16 protein-coding genes and 1 tRNA gene are annotated in these 17,603 nt (G+C 43.9%); 8 read left to right on the top strand and 9 right to left on the bottom strand.

The window, feature by feature from the left end:
• Nucleotides 1-118: 118 nt before the first annotated feature.
• Entirely contained in the window at nt 119-2,125 is a 2,007-nt protein-coding gene (ctlX, locus tag WA381_RS08790) for a citrulline utilization hydrolase CtlX (RefSeq protein ID WP_156086566.1), read from the bottom strand.
• A gap of 213 nt (nt 2,126-2,338) precedes the next feature.
• Here ctlX and WA381_RS08785 point away from each other — a divergent pair, with 213 nt between their 5' ends.
• On the top strand, nt 2,339-2,773 hold the full coding sequence (locus tag WA381_RS08785) for an Lrp/AsnC family transcriptional regulator (protein ID WP_014949919.1): 435 nt from the start codon (nt 2,339-2,341) through the stop codon (nt 2,771-2,773).
• A 19-nt stretch (nt 2,774-2,792) separates the two neighbouring features.
• On the opposite strand, the gene WA381_RS08780 is transcribed toward WA381_RS08785, so the two are convergent.
• From WA381_RS08780 to gloB, 4 genes are all read right to left on the bottom strand, one after another.
• Nucleotides 2,793-3,218, bottom strand: coding sequence for a halomucin (locus tag WA381_RS08780; RefSeq protein WP_231506506.1), 426 nt, complete (start codon nt 3,216-3,218; stop codon nt 2,793-2,795).
• Between the two features lie 120 nt (nt 3,219-3,338).
• Nucleotides 3,339-4,370 carry a hypothetical protein gene (locus tag WA381_RS08775; RefSeq protein ID WP_014976870.1) on the bottom strand — a complete coding sequence of 344 codons (1,032 nt, stop codon included), beginning with the start codon at nt 4,368-4,370 and terminating at the stop codon, nt 3,339-3,341.
• A gap of 80 nt (nt 4,371-4,450) precedes the next feature.
• Nucleotides 4,451-6,115 carry a lytic transglycosylase gene (locus tag WA381_RS08770; RefSeq protein WP_156086565.1) on the bottom strand — a complete coding sequence of 555 codons (1,665 nt, stop codon included), beginning with the start codon at nt 6,113-6,115 and terminating at the stop codon, nt 4,451-4,453.
• 64 nt (nt 6,116-6,179) lie between these two features.
• Nucleotides 6,180-6,971, bottom strand: coding sequence for a hydroxyacylglutathione hydrolase (gene gloB, locus WA381_RS08765; protein WP_039225290.1), 792 nt, complete (start codon nt 6,969-6,971; stop codon nt 6,180-6,182).
• Between the two features lie 84 nt (nt 6,972-7,055).
• On the opposite strand from gloB, the gene WA381_RS08760 reads away from it, so the two are divergent.
• Nucleotides 7,056-7,913, top strand: a complete 858-nt coding sequence (locus WA381_RS08760; protein WP_014976867.1) for a class I SAM-dependent methyltransferase — start codon at nt 7,056-7,058, stop codon at nt 7,911-7,913.
• Nucleotides 7,914-8,100: 187 nt separating this feature from the next.
• Here the strand turns inward: WA381_RS08760 and WA381_RS08755 are convergent, their stop codons facing one another.
• Together WA381_RS08755 and metG are read right to left on the bottom strand one after the other, a co-directional pair.
• Nucleotides 8,101-8,940 carry a mechanosensitive ion channel family protein gene (locus WA381_RS08755; protein WP_039225292.1) on the bottom strand — a complete coding sequence of 280 codons (840 nt, stop codon included), beginning with the start codon at nt 8,938-8,940 and terminating at the stop codon, nt 8,101-8,103.
• A 341-nt stretch (nt 8,941-9,281) separates the two neighbouring features.
• Nucleotides 9,282-11,309 (bottom strand): methionine--tRNA ligase, encoded by a 2,028-nt coding sequence (gene metG, locus WA381_RS08750; RefSeq protein WP_156086564.1) that lies wholly within the window; start codon nt 11,307-11,309, stop codon nt 9,282-9,284.
• A 108-nt stretch (nt 11,310-11,417) separates the two neighbouring features.
• On the opposite strand from metG, the gene apbC reads away from it, so the two are divergent.
• The 5 genes from apbC to WA381_RS08725 all read left to right on the top strand — a co-directional run bounded on the left by apbC (nt 11,418) and on the right by WA381_RS08725 (nt 15,769).
• The gene (apbC, locus tag WA381_RS08745; RefSeq protein WP_156086563.1) at nt 11,418-12,524 is read left to right on the top strand and encodes an iron-sulfur cluster carrier protein ApbC; all 1,107 of its coding nucleotides are present in this window, start codon (nt 11,418-11,420) and stop codon (nt 12,522-12,524) included.
• 224 nt (nt 12,525-12,748) lie between these two features.
• Entirely contained in the window at nt 12,749-13,342 is a 594-nt protein-coding gene (gene dcd, locus WA381_RS08740) for a dCTP deaminase (RefSeq protein WP_014976864.1), read from the top strand.
• A 123-nt stretch (nt 13,343-13,465) separates the two neighbouring features.
• Complete coding sequence (locus WA381_RS08735) at nt 13,466-14,902, top strand: SLC13 family permease (RefSeq protein WP_156086562.1); 1,437 nt, start codon at nt 13,466-13,468, stop codon at nt 14,900-14,902.
• A 136-nt stretch (nt 14,903-15,038) separates the two neighbouring features.
• A tRNA-Pro gene (locus tag WA381_RS08730) sits at nt 15,039-15,115 on the top strand.
• 252 nt (nt 15,116-15,367) lie between these two features.
• Complete coding sequence (locus tag WA381_RS08725; RefSeq protein ID WP_156086561.1) at nt 15,368-15,769, top strand: hypothetical protein; 402 nt, start codon at nt 15,368-15,370, stop codon at nt 15,767-15,769.
• A gap of 34 nt (nt 15,770-15,803) precedes the next feature.
• Here the strand turns inward: WA381_RS08725 and WA381_RS08720 are convergent, their stop codons facing one another.
• Both WA381_RS08720 and WA381_RS08715 read right to left on the bottom strand, forming a co-directional pair.
• Nucleotides 15,804-16,373 carry a hypothetical protein gene (locus WA381_RS08720; RefSeq protein ID WP_156086560.1) on the bottom strand — a complete coding sequence of 190 codons (570 nt, stop codon included), beginning with the start codon at nt 16,371-16,373 and terminating at the stop codon, nt 15,804-15,806.
• A gap of 8 nt (nt 16,374-16,381) precedes the next feature.
• The gene (locus WA381_RS08715; protein WP_156086559.1) at nt 16,382-17,056 is read right to left on the bottom strand and encodes a hypothetical protein; all 675 of its coding nucleotides are present in this window, start codon (nt 17,054-17,056) and stop codon (nt 16,382-16,384) included.
• Nucleotides 17,057-17,190: 134 nt separating this feature from the next.
• On the opposite strand from WA381_RS08715, the gene WA381_RS08710 reads away from it, so the two are divergent.
• A complete protein-coding gene (locus WA381_RS08710) occupies nt 17,191-17,571 on the top strand; it encodes a hypothetical protein (RefSeq protein WP_197044414.1) in 381 nt (126 codons plus the stop codon).
• The last annotated feature ends 32 nt before the right edge of the window (nt 17,572-17,603 follow it).

The following is a 17,603-nucleotide window of genomic DNA, read 5'->3' as shown; positions in this document are numbered from 1 at the left end:
CAGCCAATACTTTTTAACAGAATGAAGGCCCGCATTTGCGGGCTTTCTTTTTAGTTAAGCGTAAAGCGCACACCGAGCTTTCGTCATTGAACAGCGGTTTTTGGATATACGCACGAGACTAAACATCTGAAAGTAAGATGGTATCTCCCGAGCTAACGTTTAATGCTTGTGCTGTTTTGCGAGAGATAACAGCTATTTCGTCTTGTTCTTCGGTTTCTGCCATCATTGCATAAAAAGGCTGGCTCAACGTGGCGACAAGCGTCATTTTACTCTCGGTGCCGCGCCTTGTACCTTCGCCAACTTTTATTCTTACTTGCTTTGTTGATTTGACAGTTTTTAGGCTTAAAACTTCAGCTTCCATACTTGGCGCACCATCAAAAATATCGATGTAGTTCGTGAATTTAAACCCTTCTTTTTCAAGCATTGCCATAGCGGGTTGGCCGTCGTTATGTGGTTTACCAATAGCCAACTGAGCCTCTTTGGGTAACATATTTACATACAGCGGAAGTTTAGGCATTAAATCAGCAATAAATTGATTTCCGTTTACGGCGCCATATAAATCCGCTTCAGCGTATGTCATAGGAAAAAAGTGACGTCCGACGGCATTCCAGAAAGGCGAGTCCCCATGCGTATTTACATAGCCTCGTAGATCAGCCATGACCTGCTTTGGAAATACATGCTGATGTAAGCCCATAAAAAGGTAGCGTACTTTTGAAAGTAGTTTTCCGTTGAAGTGTTTTCTGTATTCAGGCAGTAAGTAGAGCGATGCCACTTCCGCGTAACCCTCAAAATGGTGACTTAGGTGCAGTATGTCATGGGTGTAGTGTGCGCCTAGTGATTTATTTCGCTGTGCGACTTTTTCTCGTTTGTAACTATAAAAACTGTCTTCTTTTCCTAATTCACCAAAAATTGCAGATGTACCAATAAGCTTGCCAGTTCGAAGGTCCTCTAATACAAACAAAAGGTAGTCTGGACGCTCTTGACGCATAAGTTTTTGTTCTTCTCTAATGGAACGCTTTAATTTGTTGTCAAGCGTTGCTCTATCCGGTGGGAAGGTTGTCATACCTGGCGATGCAGCTTCAGCTAACGCAAGCAAGCCTTCAAAGTCATCACCTTTTGCTAGTCTCACGCGGGTGTCAAAGCTGATGTTATTAGTCGTAGTTTGTTCAGCGCCAATCGTTTTACACTCAAGGTGAATACCCGCGACCATGCAGCGAACGGAGCCTCCTCCCATTTCAATAGTAGGCACTGCGATGGGAAGTAAAGTAAGATCGCTGGGTAGTAAAGCTAGTTGCTCTTCGTTCATTGAACTAAAAGCAGTGTCTGATATAAGTAATAAACGTTTTCCATTGCTATTCAAAAGCTCTAGGCAGTTTCCGGCAAAACTATTCACTTGTTCTTCGCTAATTTCGATGACGTTTTTACCTGTCTCCTTAAGTGTTGAAAGCACCACATTTTTGTCGCTTTCTTCTATCATGCTAGTAGCAACAATGGCAAAATCACTGCCCACACACATCATTACGTTGGTGTGGTAAATCGCCGTACCAGCAGTATCAAAGGCGCTAAAACATATAGGCGTTAAACCAATAGCTTTACACGCCGACATTACAGCTCTCTTATTGGCTCGTTGGGATAGGCAAACATAGGCTAGCGCGTTTACATGGTCGATCACCATAGCCCCTGTACCTTCAACAATATCTCCGTCATCTTCATGGAAAGATAAATCTTTAGCTTGCTGTACGATATAGTGTTGCTGCAGATAACTGACAATATCGTCACGACGCTCCGCTCGGCGGTTTTCACAGTACATAGGGTAGGTGACAAGCAAACCGTTGGGATGTGTACTTAACCAATTATTTGGAAATACGGCATCGGGCGTGTTTTCCCCTTCTGTTTCAAACACCTCTACCGTTATGTGGTTCATACGTAAAGTGCGAACCATCTCATCAAATTCCGTACACGCATTCTTTGATATTTTCGCTCTATTTTTTCCCGTCGATACAAGGGGCTTCTGAAAACTATTGTCTTTGGCTGTTTGTTCGTTGGGGCGAAAGGCACAGGGGCGTACCATTAAAACGGAATTTGGTGTAGTTAATCGTGAGTTTTTGATGTGACTGGCTTGCATATAACGTCCTACAGCCCTTAGCTGAAATATTTCCACTGAAAAGAGCGTGTATTTTATTCTCTGGCGAATTCACTTAACCATGCTCAAGGTGTTGCAAGTTGTTATTTAGTTTAAGCATATTGCTCAATTGTTTTATCATTATGCTTTTCGCTAATTAGTCTTGGAGAACGAGTTAATGACTCGACGATTTGTTTATCTATTGGGGAAACGACCATGTATGTAGATTTAGATGCGAAAGATCGCGAGCTTCTCGATATATTGAAGCGCGATGCGCGAACACCTGTAACCGTGCTAGCTGAAGTCCTCTCGTTATCGCGAAATACGGTGCAAAAACGAATCGACAGGTTAGTAAATTCGGGGGTGATCGACGGTTTTACTATTCGTGTTAACGAGCAGCTGCAACCAGACAAAATAAAAGCTCTTATGTCAGTCGAGCTTGAAGGGCTTAGTACAACACAGCTTATTAGTAAGCTTAGGCAGGTGAATGGTGTTGAGCGGTTTCATACTACAAACGGAAATTGGGATTTACTTATTGTTATAACCGCCGAAAGTCTCGCGCACTTAGATGGCATTTTAAAAGAAGTGCGCGGCGTTAAAGGCGTGCTTAATAGTGAGACGAGTATTATTCTGTCTACTACTGAAAAATAGTGTGTACGCCTTATCAGTTTTAGCAGCTATTGTCGCCATTTATCCATCGATTTACATCATCACTTAAATTTAAGTCTGTGCCCAAGTTAAACTCACCTTCTCGAACAGATACCTCGCTGCCGTAGGTTGAGTGGGTAACGGTGACGTGTAAAAAAGGATATTGCGGGGTGCTCCCTTCTTTACGACTGGCCGTGAGTTTGTAGCCGTTTTGTATTGTATACGTGTTTACGACTATATCGCTATGGATTGGCTGATGCAGTGTGGACCAGCATCGGTTTGCATTGTATTCAATGCGCTCAACTATTTTTTCAGGTTCTTGGTTGGTGGAAATAGAAGAGGTCGGCAAGATCACCATGCAGCCTGAAGCAAATGCCGCTATACAAATTACTAGTATTGCGTGGTTAAATGAGCGGCTGAACGTTCGGCAGCGTTTACTTTTCATCATAAGTCCCTCTAATCGTTATAATTATATTCGTAAGGACTTTATATTAGCTTATTTGTATGAACAATGGCTGAACAGAATACTGGCTAGCGTTCACCTTGACTCTACCGCTTTGCAAATTAATTAAATTTCGGGCTTGCCAGTGGGAATAGCCGATTCTTTTTCGGTGAGATGTGACTTCCAACGCTGCTGTGCAACGTGCGCTTTCACCAGTTCTAAGCATTCGTTTACAACGTTAAGTACTTCTTTATCAAGTGCATCGGCGGTAGGGGTATAGTCGTGCATGCCGACTGAAATGAAATGGTCGATGCGCTCTGCGTCTAAGTCGCTTAACAGATTAACTAGCGATGTGGTCACGATATCGGTGACTGACTCTTCCAACGTATTTTCAATGGTTTTGCCGATAACAGGTAGGTAATGCAGGGAAGAAACTTGTGCATTACTTCTCACCGCTTTACCCACGCTCTTGCGCACGTGCTCCCGTATCACCTCGCCGTGCTCTTCGCTTTGAATTGACTGGCCTAAATGGTTGATAACGCCAGCCATCCATTGGGTAATGACAGGACGGCGGGGGGCCAGTACCTGTGCGTTGATATCGTCTAATAAAGGCGAACCTGCTGAGATGTCTTTTTGCGCATCGCTGAGCACTTTTACAACAATCCGGTCGCTTAACTCTTCAACAAATACATCGTAGTAAAACGCAAAAAAGCGAAAGACCGCGGTTTGATTTAAGTCGATGATTTCGAATTTGTGCAGGCGGTGCAAAATAGAAAATATGCGCAAGAAACGAAATAGGCGGGTAGGTCCAGTAGGGATTAGACCTATGATATCGTACCAATGCAAAAACGGAAAAAAGTACCAGCGTAAGTGTTCTTTACGCACAATAGCTACAACCCACCGGAAGCAAAATTCGCTGAAGAAAATGGCGATAAACACCAAGTCGACCAACAGAAAGTTGTTGTGAACGGGATCGTAAGCACTAAGAAAAGCGGGAAAATACGTGCCCAATAGACCATAGACAAAGTCGGTGGCGTATAAAGCATCGAAAATGAGCCATGTTAGGTTTACAAAAAGTATACCTAACATGACTAAATCTAAGATTAACCAAGGCGTTTCATGACTGTTTCGCAAATTTTCTCGGTTAATTCTTAGCATTTCCTTATCCTGTATTCTGACTTAAAGCGTAACGTAAATGCAGTTAGGCATGAACAGTATTGAACTTTAAGTATTAAAGGTTAGCTTGATGCGTTTAACCTTGTTACGTCTACATAAAGTTTTAGCTTCTGACCAGGTTGTAGATAACGCTTGGTATTAAGTGAATTCCACTTGCCTATGTCGCTTACTCTAACATTGAACTTGCTGGCGATACGAGACAACGAATCGCCATTTCTTACTGTGTAGGTCACTTTTTTGGTAACACCGTCTTGCGCTTTACCTTCCTGCCAGATAACTAAGGTTTTGCCAGGGTGAAGCATATCGCCAGGGGCCATACCGTTCCATTTAGCTAACTGTTTAGTGCCTATATTGTACTTACGGGCAATATCCCAAAGCGTATCACCAGATTGTACGGTATGACGTACTTTTTGCTTAGACGTGTTGCCGTTCTGCAAGCTGGCTAGACGCTGTTCCTGAGATAATGTGTAGCTGTCCAGTTCTTGAAGTGCTACTGGTACCATTATCGCTTGACCCACGCGGATCATGGACGAGTCTAGCTCATTCACTTTTTTAAGAACTTTCACTGTGGTGTGATACTGCTTAGCGATTTTACCTAAGCTGTCGCCGGGCTTCACCGAGTGGCGCACCCAGTTCAATCGCTCTTTTTGATCAATTTTAGCCAGTGCTTGAGAGAACGCAGCAGCCTTATCAAGGGGAAGTATTAATCTATGTGGTCCTTCTGGTGACGTTGCCCAACGATTGAACCCTGGGTTTAACCCGTGTAGCTCTTTTAAAGACATACCAGCAAGTTCGGCGGCAAACGCTAAATCGACCTGTGAGCCGATATCAACAACTTCGATAACCGCTACATTCTCAACTTCAGGCCACGCATACGCATATTCATCTTTATTTTTTAGAATATCAGCCAGCGCAAGCAATTTAGGCACGTAAGCACGTGTCTCTTTGGGTAAATTTAAGTTCCAAAAGTCGGTAGGTTTACCCGCGCGTTTGTTAGCTTTAATAGCCCTTTGAACGCGGCCTTCGCCACTATTATAGGCGGCAAGTGCGTGCAGCCAATTACCATCAAACATTTCGTTTAGATAGGTTAGATAGTCAAGTGCACCTTGAGTAGACGCAACAACGTCTCGACGTCCGTCATACCACCAATTCTGTTGCATACCAAAGCGCTTGCCTGTGCCAGGAATAAACTGCCACATACCAGCCGCTCGGCCATGGGAATAAGCAAAGGGATCGAAAGCACTTTCAACTATTGGTAAAAGCACAAGCTCCATCGGCATGTCGCGCTTTTCAATTTCTTCGGTAATGTAATAAAGAAAAGGCTTGGCGCGTTTTACAACGCGAGCCATATACTCTGGGTGCTTCAGGTACCATTTACGCTGTGCGCTAATGCGTTTGTCGTCAGGGATAGGTAAGGCAAAATTCGCACTTGCACGTTCCCATACGTCAGTAACGACCGCCTGCGTATGCATATCCGGTGTATCGGTAAGCTCAGCGCCTTCTTCTAGCGTATCATCATTGGGGTGAACAACATCAATAACGCCGTCTCTTGCAACTTCACAATCAGAAATGGCTTCTTCGTTGTTATGAATTTCACTGCACGCTTCTAGTGAAGCGGTTTCGTTACTTTCTAATTGTGCATTGTCGTTATTATTATCGGTTGACTGACAACCCGTTAAACCTAGCGCCAATATCAGTGGCGACAGTGGGAAAAACTTCAACTGCATATATGAAGAAACCTCGTGGAGCACTGCAAACCGACCATGTTACGATAATCGGCTTACTTTTGCATCAAAACTCATCTTTCCAGCGGCGAACTGCAGCAAATACCGCTACATCGTCAGCCAGGTTATTTTCGCAATAGGCTTCGGCAGCAGTTTTCACAGAAAGTTCATGAGCCCGTAAAAATGGGTTTATGTTTTTTTGCTCTTTGAGATTACTAGGTAGTGTAGGCTGACCTTGAGCGCGTTTTTCTGCCACCCACTGTGCGTAGTCACACAGCGCCTTATTGTCTGGCTCTACGGCTAAAGCAAACTGGACATTAGCCTGAGTATACTCATGTGTACAGAACACTTTCGTGGTGTCGGGCAGTCGCTTTAACTTATTCAGTGAATGATGCATTTGCTCTGGCGAACCTTCAAACAATCGTCCGCAACCTGCTGAAAATAACGTGTCGCCGCAAAACAATGCGCCATGCCCGAAGAAAGCAATGTGATCAAGGGTATGACCTGGCACTTCCATTACTTGCAGCGCCATTTTAAAAACAGGTAGCGAGACAGTATCGCCTTGAGAAACAGATTTAGTTATTCCTCTTATGTGATTGCCTCTTGGGCCAATAACTGGCAAATCTGGTACTGCAGATACTAATTTAGCAATACCACCTGTGTGGTCTCTGTGGTGATGAGTGATGAGAACTGCACTTAGCGTTAATCCTTTGGCTTTGATAAAGGCCAGCACTGGCTCAGCATCACCTGGGTCGACAACAATAGCGCTACTCTCGTTATAAATACACCAAATGTAATTGTCGGTAAAAGCGGGAATAGGATGAATGGCTACGCCTGAAGGAAGTGTTTCTGCCGTCATAAGAGTACCTGCTTGTGTAGGTAGAATTATGCGTTACTATAGGGACTTGTGAAGAGCAGAGCAACCTAAGAGCGCGCAGTGTTAATGAGATCGGCGTTTAAAGCCAAACCGCCACGCTACCCTACAAATTGGAATGATTTCCCCGCGGGAGAGCACATTAGACATGCGGTCAATGCAGTTTGTAGCGATTATGCTGAGCGAATTTTTGGGTATCACTTTGCCAAACTAGGCTCGCTAAGTGCCGATATAAATCTCGACACTAGTCCAATCCGACACCACATCAATCACGTTCCGTTTAATGACCTAGCTAGCGAGCAGCCACACCACAATGAAGCGAAAGAGGGCTTTCCCAATCACAATGCATCGGGTATATCGTTAGGCGGTGATAAACGCGAACCGAAAATAAGTAGAGAAAACACGGTAGTGGGGCAGTCGCACTGCTTACCCTTCGCCGAAAACAGCATTGATGGCTTTCTACTTGCTAATGAATTAGATTTTGCACAAGACCCTCACGAAATATTAAGAGAAGTAGACCGCGTTATTACACAAAACGGTTATGTGATCATAAGTGGCTTTAACCCCTTAAGCCTCGCCGGCATTGCCAAATTTCTACCTGTTAAGCGCGGAAATATCCTACACGATGCACGCTTTTTTACGTCCTATCGCATTAAAGATTGGCTTCAGCTGCTGGGATTTGAAATTGTTGAACAACGTCAAGTGATGTTTTCAACGCTCTTTTTTCAACAAAAATGGAAAGGGGCGGTTAAGCTTCAAGACTATTTAGCATCTTATTTGCCATGGTGCAGTGCGGTGTACGTAATACTCGCGAAAAAGCGGGTTATACCCATGACCGCAATAAAACCCAAACGCAATTTGAAGCCGCGTTTTTCGGCGGTGGGCGCCAGTGTAAGGACCTCTACGATGAATCGCACGCTGCGCTAGTATTGTTAATGAGTATGCCATGTGCAGAGAGAGCACGCCAAGCTCTTAACTTGAAAGCAGCGACAGACGCTTACCATCTTCTATATTTACCAAGATGTTGTAACTAAAACGGATGGCTTTCGCATTTTTACGCAAGTTTGAAAGGGGAATAGGAGATAGCATAGACTGCTATCTCCTAACTGAGACGTTAGTCGTTACTCGTTTTATAGAGGTGCACATCTCGTTGTGGATATGGGATGCTAATGCCTTCTTCGTCAAAAGCTTTTTTAACTTTTTCCTGCATATCCCAGTAGTAAGGCCACAAGTCATCTGTGGCGACCCACGGTCTAAACATTAAATCGACTGAGTTATCGCCTAATCCGCCTACACAAATTCTTGGTGCAGGGTCGGTCAACGAGCGCTCATCTTCTTCAAATAGACGCTGCAACACCTTCTTCGCTTTATCGATATCGTCATCGTAACCTATGCCAAATGTCATGTCGCAACGGCGTTTATCATATACGCTAACGTTAATTAACGTAGCATTAGACAGGCTGCCATTGGGAATAACAATGCGCTTATTGTCAAAAGTGTTAAGTACAGTATAAAGAATTTGTATCTCTGACACTGAGCCTAAATGACCCTCTGCTTCAATGGTGTCACCCACTTTAAAGGGTTTAAAAATCAGTATTAGCACACCGCCAGCAAAGTTCGCCAGGCTGCCTTGTAGTGCCAGACCAATGGCCAAACCTGCAGCACCCACGACGGCAATAAATGAGGTGGTTTCAATACCTATCATTGAGGCAACTGAAATCAACAGCATTACTTTTAGCACCGCACTAATAAGTCCGCACAGAAACTTATTTAACGTGGGGTCCTTTTTACCTAGCCGATGATCTAATAGGTTTACAAAACGATTCACTAACCAGAGACCCACCACCAAAGTAAGAATAGCCAATAATAATTTGGGGGTGTAAGTCATCACCAGTGAAATAGCTTTTTCGGTTAATTCCGATAAATCGATATTAGTCCCGAAGAAATCTTCCATAAATACCTCTTTTATTAATTAACCACGTTGATTACGTTAAAAAAAGAGGGTTAGATCGCCTTGAATCAAACCGAACGGAACTGCGCTGTTTTTTGACAAGAATTTTCTAGCCGATTTGCCTTAGGCAGATAAGGTTAGTGAGTGGGTAAGTAATTAGTGAGTGGGGAGTGTAAGATGATAAGGCTTATTAGCATACCAAGTTACGTGCTTGCACTTTGACTCTGGTTATATGGTTTTTGCTTTATAAATCTAAGCGCCGCTTTAACCGCCCAATAAAAAGGTGACATCCCGTCGCGTTATAGCGCTGAATGTCACCTTACTTTAAGGTGGCGCTTTACAGCTTACTTAACACGCATACCCGGCTTTGCACCTTCATGCGGCTCAAGAATGTATAGCTCGTCGCCGCCAGGGCCCGCGGCTAATACCATGCCTTCACTCATGCCAAAACGCATTTTACGAGGGGTGAGGTTCGCCACCATTACTGTGTGCTTACCAATTAGGGCTTCAGGCGAGTAGGCCGACTTAATACCTGCAAAAACTTGCTTGGTTTCGCCGCCTAAATCTAGCTCTAAGCGTAGAAGCTTATCGGCTTTTTCCACGTGTTCAGCTTTAGCGATGCGCGCAATACGTAAATCTACTTTGGCGAACTCATCAAACGAGATAGTGTCGCTAATAGGGTCTTTAGCAAGCGGGCTGTCTGGGTCGATTGCCGGTGCTGCTGGCGCTAGGCTTTCTTTTGAATCTTCAACCATGGCGTCGATTTTCTCCATTTCTACACGCTGCATCATCGGCTTAAATTTGTTGATGGCGTGGCCTTTCAATAGGGTTTGCAGTGAATTCCAGTCGAACTTGTCGTTTAGGAACTCTTCTGCTTTTTCTGCAAGTACTGGCAGTACAGGCTTTAAGTAAATCACCAACAGACGGAACATGTTAATACCTAGCGAGCACACATCGTGTGTGAACTGCTGCTTAGTCTCGTCTTTAATGGTTACCCAAGGTGCATTGTTATCAATGAACTGGTTTGCTTTGTCAGCAAGGGCCATGATTTCGCGCACGGCTTGGTGGTATTTACGCTTCTCGAAAAGTGCGGCAATGCTTTCAGATGCGTTTTGGAACTCTGCAATAAGCTCTGGCTCAATCACATTGTCAGACAATTTGCCGTCGAAACGCTTAGTGATAAAGCTTGCACAGCGGCTTGCAATGTTAACCACTTTACCTACCAGGTCTGAATTCACTTTTTGTGCGAAGTCAGTAAAGTTAAGGTCGATGTCGGTAACACCGTCGCCTAACTTAGACGCAAAGTAGTAACGCAGATATTCTGGGTTCAGGTGGTCAAGGTAAGTACGGCCTTTTATAAACGTGCCGCGCGACTTTGACATTTTCGCACCGTTTACGGTTACGAAACCGTGAATGTTTACGCCAGTAGGCTTACGGTATCCCGCACCTTCTAGCATGGCAGGCCAAAATAGGCAGTGGAAGTAGGTAATATCTTTACCAATAAAGTGATAAAGCTCAGCCTCTGAGTCTGCTTTCCAGAAATCATCAAACTCTAAGTTGTTTTGGTCGCAGAAGTTTTTGAAACTAGCCATATAGCCAACAGGCGCATCTACCCACACGTAGAAGAACTTGTTCGGCGCACCTGGAATTTCAAAGCCGAAGTAAGGCGCGTCACGGCTGATGTCCCACTGTTGAAGACCTTCAGTAAACCATTCTTGCAGCTTGTTAGCCATTTCTTCCTGCAGGGCACCTGAGCGGATCCACTCTTTTAACATGCCTTCAAATTTTGGCAGGTCAAAGAAGAAGTGCTCAGACTCACGTAGCACTGGTGTAGCACCCGATACTACGCTGCGCGGGTTCTTTACTTCTGTTGGGCTATACGTTGCGCCACATACGTCACAGCTGTCGCCGTTTTGATCTTCTGCACCACAGCTAGGGCAGGTACCCTTAACGAAACGGTCTGGCAAGAACATTTCTTTTTCAGGGTCGAACAGCTGATTAATGGTGCGTTTGCTGATGTAGCCCGCATTATCTAAACGGGTGTAAATTTCTTCACACAGCGCCTTGTTTTCTGGCGAATGGGTTACATAGTAGTTGTCGTAATCTACGTGGAAATCAACAAGGTCTTGGTGATGTTCAGCACGCGTTCTTGCCACCATTTCTTCTGGTGTAATGCCAAGCTCTTGGGCTTTAAGCATAACCGGCGTACCGTGTGCATCGTCGGCGCAAACACTGTAACATTCGTTTCCGCGAAGGCGCTGAAAACGAGTCCAGATGTCGGTTTGAATGTGTTCTAGCAAATGACCTAAGTGAATAGAGCCATTTGCGTATGGCAACGCACTGGTTACCAGAATTCGGCGTTTTTCTGACATAATGACGTTATTGATTCTTTGCGTTTCAAAATGGCTGCAAATACTAGCGGAAAACCGCGTTTTTTGCATTACGTAATTCACACAATTCTACTACTAGTAAGGCATTTTATGTTCTTTTCTCGCAAAGCAGAGCCGGTAACTCAAAAAGTTGCTGTAATTTTGGCCAAGTATTTTTCTTTAGATGTTGAAGATACCTTGCCATGGTGTGCTTTTAGCCAGCCAGAAAATGAAGATGCCGGTGTAACAGTTACCTTGCCATTTTGTATAGCTACACAGCTAGACGCGCTTAAACAAGAAGTGCTTAAACAGCTAAAAGGAAAGCTAGGCGATGACCAGCTTACGTTTAAACAAAACGTAGCGAGTGGAGAAACTGAAGTAGCACCGGTCACCAACATTAAAAACATCATAGCAGTGGCCTCTGGCAAGGGCGGTGTAGGTAAGTCGACAACCAGTATCAATTTAGCGTTTGCGCTTATGCAAGAAGGCGCGAAAGTTGGGATTTTAGATGCCGATATTTATGGGCCGTCTATTCCCATTATGCTGGGCAACCCCGATGCACACCCTGAAAGCGAAGATAATAAGCACATGCAGCCGCTAACTGCACATGGGCTGGTGGCGAACTCAATTGGCTATTTAGTGCCTCAGGAAGACGCGGCCGTATGGCGAGGGCCAATGGCAAGCAGGGCGTTAAAGCAGTTGCTAGATGAAACCCTATGGCCCGTGCTGGACTACTTAATTGTAGATATGCCACCAGGAACAGGCGATATCCAACTGACGATGGCGCAACAGGTACCACTTACTGCTTCTGTGGTAGTTACAACGCCGCAAGACTTAGCGCTAGCCGACGCCCAAAAAGGCATAAGCATGTTTGAAAAAGTGAACGTACCTGTATTAGGGCTTATTGAAAACATGAGTTATTACCAGTGCAGAGCCTGTGGTACCAAAGACTATGTGTTTTCAAAAGACGGGGGCGAGGCGCTTGCCGAACGCCATGGACTGCCACTTTTAGGTCAGCTACCGCTTGATATCCATATTCGCGAGCATGGCGATGCCGGCACGCCTTTGTTAATTACCTCGCCCGAAAGTGCATTGAGTGAAAGTTATCGCGAGGCTGCTCGCGCTCTGTCTATGCAACTGGCCCTTACTGTTGCGCCACGCAAAGGGGCAGTAAAACACATTAAGGGCAACCCTATTGGCATTGTTGGTAAAGAGTAACTAGCTTGAAATACCTAGGTAACAAATATCAGGAATGCCCGACGGATAGGTAAATTCAGACAGGTGTAGTAAAGGTGAATTATAGCCAGGTTCGATTGCTTAAATTTAAAATTTGATAAAACTATACGAAAATTGCGCAAAAGCAGATAAAACAAGCCTTTGAGCAGTTGAATGCATGCGGCGACATACGCATAATAGCGGCCTAACGAAATGAGGAATACACCATGCGCTTGTGCGACCGCGATATCTACCAACATCTGCAAGATGGAAAAATTAAAATTGACCCTACACCCAGCTACGATCAAATAAGTGGTGTAACGGTAGATATCCGCCTAGGTAATAAATTTCGCGTGTTTGAAGATCACCAAGCGCCGTTTATCGATTTAAGTGGGCCGAAAGCACAGGTTCAAGAAGCGCTCGACCATGTTATGAGCGATGAAATTGAACTAGAAGAGGGTAAAGCCTTCTTTCTACACCCTGGGGAGCTAGCGCTTGCCATTACCCACGAGTCAGTAACCTTGCCTGACAACATCGTAGGTTGGTTAGACGGGCGTTCTTCGCTTGCGCGTTTGGGCTTAATGGTTCACGTGACCGCGCATCGAATAGATCCAGGCTGGTCGGGCAACATCGTTCTTGAGTTTTACAACAGTGGTAAGTTACCGCTGGCGCTTCGCCCTAAAATGAAAATAGGGGCGCTTAGCTTCGAAGTGTTGTCAGCGCCAGCTGAAAAACCGTACAACGCAAGAGTGGACGCTAAATACAAAGGCCAAGCAGGCGCAGTTGCAAGCCGAATCTCGTCAGACGACGAGAGTAAATAAAAGAAACCGTCTTAAAAACACGTTTTTTCGCAAAAGCGTAGTGCGTTTCCCGCTAATTACTGATAGAAAATATAAGAGCAATAACTAGCACTTATAATAAAGCTATTAGTAACGGGAAGCGCAATGCACACAAACTCTGAACCTTCTTCAGAAACTCTACAACGAAAGCCAACACGTAAAAACAGTATAATTCTATTTGCCTTTATCGCTTCAGTACTATGTGGCTTGGGATTGTGGGCCATTGATCAGCCCAGCGAGATCATTTTTACCGCAGCAATTACGCTGTTTGTCGCTGTGCTCTGGGTGACTGAAGCGCTCCCCATTCCCGCTACCTCACTTTTACCCTTCGCGCTATTCCCGCTATTTGGTGTGTTGTCTCACAGCGAAGCTGCCTCTGCTCTCGGAAGCCACGTTATCATTCTATTAATGGCTGCTTTCATGCTTTCAAAAGGGTTGGAGCGCGCTAACTTACACAAGCGTTTCGCCATTTACATGTTGCGTATAACGGGCAGCGGCAGCCCGCTCAAACTGGTACTGGGCTTCATGTTAACAACCGCAGTACTCAGTATGTGGATTAGTAATACGGCAACAATCCTAATGATGTTGCCAATGGCTATCGCTATTATCAACGCAGTAGACAATCCCCGATTTGGCGTGGCGCTTATACTTGGTATCGCTTATTCGGCAAGCTTAGGTGGGGTAGGGACACCGATTGGGACGCCACCTAATATTATCTTTATGAGCGTGTATGAAGAAACCCAAGGTATTGAATACAGCTTTATCGACTGGATGAAAACAGGCGTACCAATCGTAATACTAGGCGTACCTATTATGGCCTTATGGTTAGCGCGCGGTATTAAACAAGTGGGGAACATCGATTTACCTGTCCCAGGCACATGGACAAGAGCCGAGAAGCGTGTTCTTGCTATTTTTGGCACTGTCGCTTTAGCTTGGATTTTCAGACCTTTTTGGACTGCTTGGATAGGCATAAGCACGATAAGTGACAGTACTATTGCCGTGGCGGGTGTTGCGGCTATGTTCTTTACCAACAGCGGAAACGATAACGGTGAAGTAGACGAAAAAGGAAACAACGACAAACTGCTTGATTGGAAAACCGCAAACGATATTCCGTGGGGCATGTTGTTATTGTTTGCTGGCGGCATTTGTATTGCCAAAGCATTTATGTCATCAGGCTTAAGTGTTCTTATGGGCTCGTGGTTAACTGGGCTCGCTACCTTGCCGGTGTTATTACTAGTACTGGGTATTTGCTTGTTCGTGACTTTCCTTACGGAAATTACTTCAAACACAGCAACATCTACATTGCTAATGCCAATATTGGCCGCGGCAGGTTTAGCGGTAGGCGTTGACCCTAAACTACTTATGATACCGGCGGCCATTAGCGCAAGTTGTGCTTTTATGCTGCCTGTAGCAACAGCACCTAACGCCATTGCCTATTCCACGGAAAAGTTCGATATTAAAACCATGGCAAGAGAAGGAATAATGTTGAACCTGCTGGTGGCGCTAGTCGTGACTGCGGTGTGCTACGTTACCTTGGCTTGATGTTAACTTGCCTGCAACTAAGTGTTTTAATGCAGAAATTTGCGAAGATGGTTAGCAATTGAGCGCTTAAACAGGCTTATTGCTAAATTCCGTTGCATTGTGAACAAATATGAGTAGTATTACTCGCTCTTTCGGTCGGTGTGTAGCGCAGCCTGGTAGCGCACTGTCATGGGGTGTCAGGGGTCGGAGGTTCAAATCCTCTCACACCGACCAACTTCTCATATTTTTCAATGACTTGCCCTAATCATTGATTGCTCTTGTAAAGAGCGTCCCAAAACTGTCCCATAATTGTCATAATATACAGTAGTCGTTAGTCTTACGATTCACATCATTGTTTTATTGCTTCAACATGCAATTCAATAGTTCTATTTTGCAGGTACGCAAGATTTATGCAGGTCTGAAATAGCAAAGTTCTCCTGATACGAAACTAGTTATCTCTGAGGTTTACAAACTGAGGACTTAACTATGACTAAGAAGACAAATAACACTGATCTGCAAATCACGTTTATTCATCAATTCAAACGCAGTACACGAACTGAATGGCCCGACAAATTTCGTGTTTGCTGGTATTTCAATCCAGAAACTCTGGACTATGTGTACGAACATAAGAACGAGCAATTTGTTACGAATGGGTTCGTTATCTCCGATGGTCTCGCTAATCAGTTTCCAGAAGAGTTCAGGAAGAAATATTTCGAGCCATCTGAGAGGTGCTTATTGTTCTTACTATTTGAGCTTCAGATCTTTGGTTTCATCAGTTCAGATGAAGTTGATGATGCAGAGTTTGAAAATGTTTTCGGTGTAACGAAAAATCGCTACTTTTCAGCCGAAGCCATTGATGAGTGGGCTGAGCAGGTTGAGTTACTTTAGGGCTGCTTTGCAGCCCATTATTTTTAATAGCAAATTAATCTATAGGTTTTTCGAATAGACAGTAGTTAAATGTTCTCTTTAACCAAAGAACCAAAAAAAAATCATCATTGTTACAATAGACGGGGTGGGCTTGTTTTATTTTTTTTAACAAGGTTTTCGTTGTTTTTTTATCGTTTCTGGAAATAACAAATAATGATGACGAGATTTCTATGGAGTTGCCTCTTGGTGTTACTTCCCAAGTTGGTCTAACTTTTGTTTGTATACTTTGTATTGTTCCGATATTTTTAAAGGTATAGGGTTCCAGTGTATTTCTATTTATCGATAGGTATATTTCTACCTCGCCGCCGCCGTCCAGTTCAAAATCTACAGATGCACTTGTTTTTTTTCCGTCGATAAATTTGTAACTGCTATTTGGTGATAAGTTTTTAAAAGAGTATCTACTGTTATTAGAGCCAATTCTACTATCTTTTTCAATTTCTATTACTTCTATTACTTCTAACTCAGAAGGCTTGGGAGTTTGACCGCTATACTTAGTAGATGTGCAACCAAAAAGACTAACCAAGAAAAAAAAATATATGATGCACCTATTAATTATAGCGGTCATTTTCATTTCTAGTTATTCAGTTCATATAATTTTCCACGAGACTCTAGTATTTGTCCTTCGTTAGTTTGCATATGAACATTAGGAGCAAGAAATCGTAATTGATTATTGTAGCTGTCTTGTTTTATGTCAGCATCCATAACTATACCGAATAGACTTCCATATACGCTGTATGAATTATTTTTATTGTAGATCGTTCCACTGTAATTAAACTCTGACCACTCATTAGCTAATTCAACCATTTTACCTACAATAGTCCTTTGATTTTCTTCGCTCAGACCCATTGACTCCATTACTTCCTTTGTTTTTGTGTATGATGCTCTGCCGCCACCCCAACCAAACATTCCAAAAAAGCTGGCTCCTCCAGATACGTGAGTCCGCTCAAACTCTCTGAAGTATTCCTGTCTTGAAGCGTCTAGCATCGATTTAATTAGGTCGGTGAGGTTCTGAACATTTTCAGGTGTTACGCACATCAACCTTAATTTGAAGTCCACAGTTATCTCACCATGAGCAGGAATGGTGTAAACTGTTCCCGTCACTTGTCCTTTACCGTATCCTGTGACGGCAACACCAGTTTCGTTATAACTTTCATTTTTAAAAATTGTTGGTAATTGGGAAGAGTTGTGGGTAAGTCTTAAGTCTTCCGCCGCTTCTTTTTGAAAAGTGCTGTATTTTTTAATTTCCATTTTTGTCTCCGTAGTTTTAGATCTAAGCCATGTTCAATGTGCTAAATACTACGTAACAACTTCCATTGTCATACCACGCGGCATAATATAACTAGTAAGAGTTAAGCGGTTTGTCAAGGGAGGAGCTGCAATTTATGTTGGAGGTTTACAACACCACAGAACAAGCCAAAGCTATTTCACTTAGACAAACGGAAAGAAATCAACTCGCAACACAAATCGCTTATGCGGCCGGTCTACGAGCCCATGAGCTACTAACACTTGCCAAATCTGATGAACGAGATCCCGATAAACGCCCTACTCTAGAGTCAAAATGGCATGGCCGAAATGGTGATCTTTACACAGTAGTTGGTAAAGGAGGCTTGATTCGACATGTGCTTATTCCCACTAATCTTGCAGCTCAGCTAGAACAACAACGTTTAGCTCAACCGATCACAGTATTAGACAGAGAAATCGACTATTCTCAGCGCTACAACCGACATTCCGCATCAAATTCAGGAATAAATCTCTTGGTATAATGTGCCAAGTACATCTATGATCACCTGCTGGC

The sequence above is a fragment of the Alteromonas sp. CH_MED4-4 genome (genome assembly GCF_037029575.1).
Lineage (GTDB): Bacteria > Pseudomonadota > Gammaproteobacteria > Enterobacterales > Alteromonadaceae > Alteromonas > Alteromonas macleodii.
The sequence above is the reverse complement of the archived record's forward strand: the minus strand, read 5'-3'. Positions and strand labels throughout refer to the sequence as shown.

Bases quoted from the DNA above. Each gene is read 5' to 3' on its own strand.
- metG (WP_156086564.1), bottom strand. From the start codon at position 11,309: ATGTCAGAAAAACGCCGAATTCTGGTAACCAGTGCGTTGCCATACGCA.
- WA381_RS08760 (WP_014976867.1), top strand. From the start codon at position 7,056: ATGAGATCGGCGTTTAAAGCCAAACCGCCACGCTACCCTACAAATTGG.
- WA381_RS08710 (WP_197044414.1), top strand. From the start codon at position 17,191: ATGTTGGAGGTTTACAACACCACAGAACAAGCCAAAGCTATTTCACTT.
- WA381_RS08720 (WP_156086560.1), bottom strand. From the start codon at position 16,373: ATGACCGCTATAATTAATAGGTGCATCATATATTTTTTTTTCTTGGTT.
- WA381_RS08725 (WP_156086561.1), top strand. From the start codon at position 15,368: ATGACTAAGAAGACAAATAACACTGATCTGCAAATCACGTTTATTCAT.
- WA381_RS08775 (WP_014976870.1), bottom strand. From the start codon at position 4,370: ATGCTAAGAATTAACCGAGAAAATTTGCGAAACAGTCATGAAACGCCT.
- dcd (WP_014976864.1), top strand. From the start codon at position 12,749: ATGCGCTTGTGCGACCGCGATATCTACCAACATCTGCAAGATGGAAAA.
- ctlX (WP_156086566.1), bottom strand. From the start codon at position 2,125: ATGCAAGCCAGTCACATCAAAAACTCACGATTAACTACACCAAATTCC.
- gloB (WP_039225290.1), bottom strand. From the start codon at position 6,971: ATGACGGCAGAAACACTTCCTTCAGGCGTAGCCATTCATCCTATTCCC.
- apbC (WP_156086563.1), top strand. From the start codon at position 11,418: ATGTTCTTTTCTCGCAAAGCAGAGCCGGTAACTCAAAAAGTTGCTGTA.
- WA381_RS08715 (WP_156086559.1), bottom strand. From the start codon at position 17,056: ATGGAAATTAAAAAATACAGCACTTTTCAAAAAGAAGCGGCGGAAGAC.
- WA381_RS08780 (WP_231506506.1), bottom strand. From the start codon at position 3,218: ATGATGAAAAGTAAACGCTGCCGAACGTTCAGCCGCTCATTTAACCAC.
- WA381_RS08785 (WP_014949919.1), top strand. From the start codon at position 2,339: ATGTATGTAGATTTAGATGCGAAAGATCGCGAGCTTCTCGATATATTG.
- WA381_RS08755 (WP_039225292.1), bottom strand. From the start codon at position 8,940: ATGGAAGATTTCTTCGGGACTAATATCGATTTATCGGAATTAACCGAA.
- WA381_RS08770 (WP_156086565.1), bottom strand. From the start codon at position 6,115: ATGCAGTTGAAGTTTTTCCCACTGTCGCCACTGATATTGGCGCTAGGT.
- WA381_RS08735 (WP_156086562.1), top strand. From the start codon at position 13,466: ATGCACACAAACTCTGAACCTTCTTCAGAAACTCTACAACGAAAGCCA.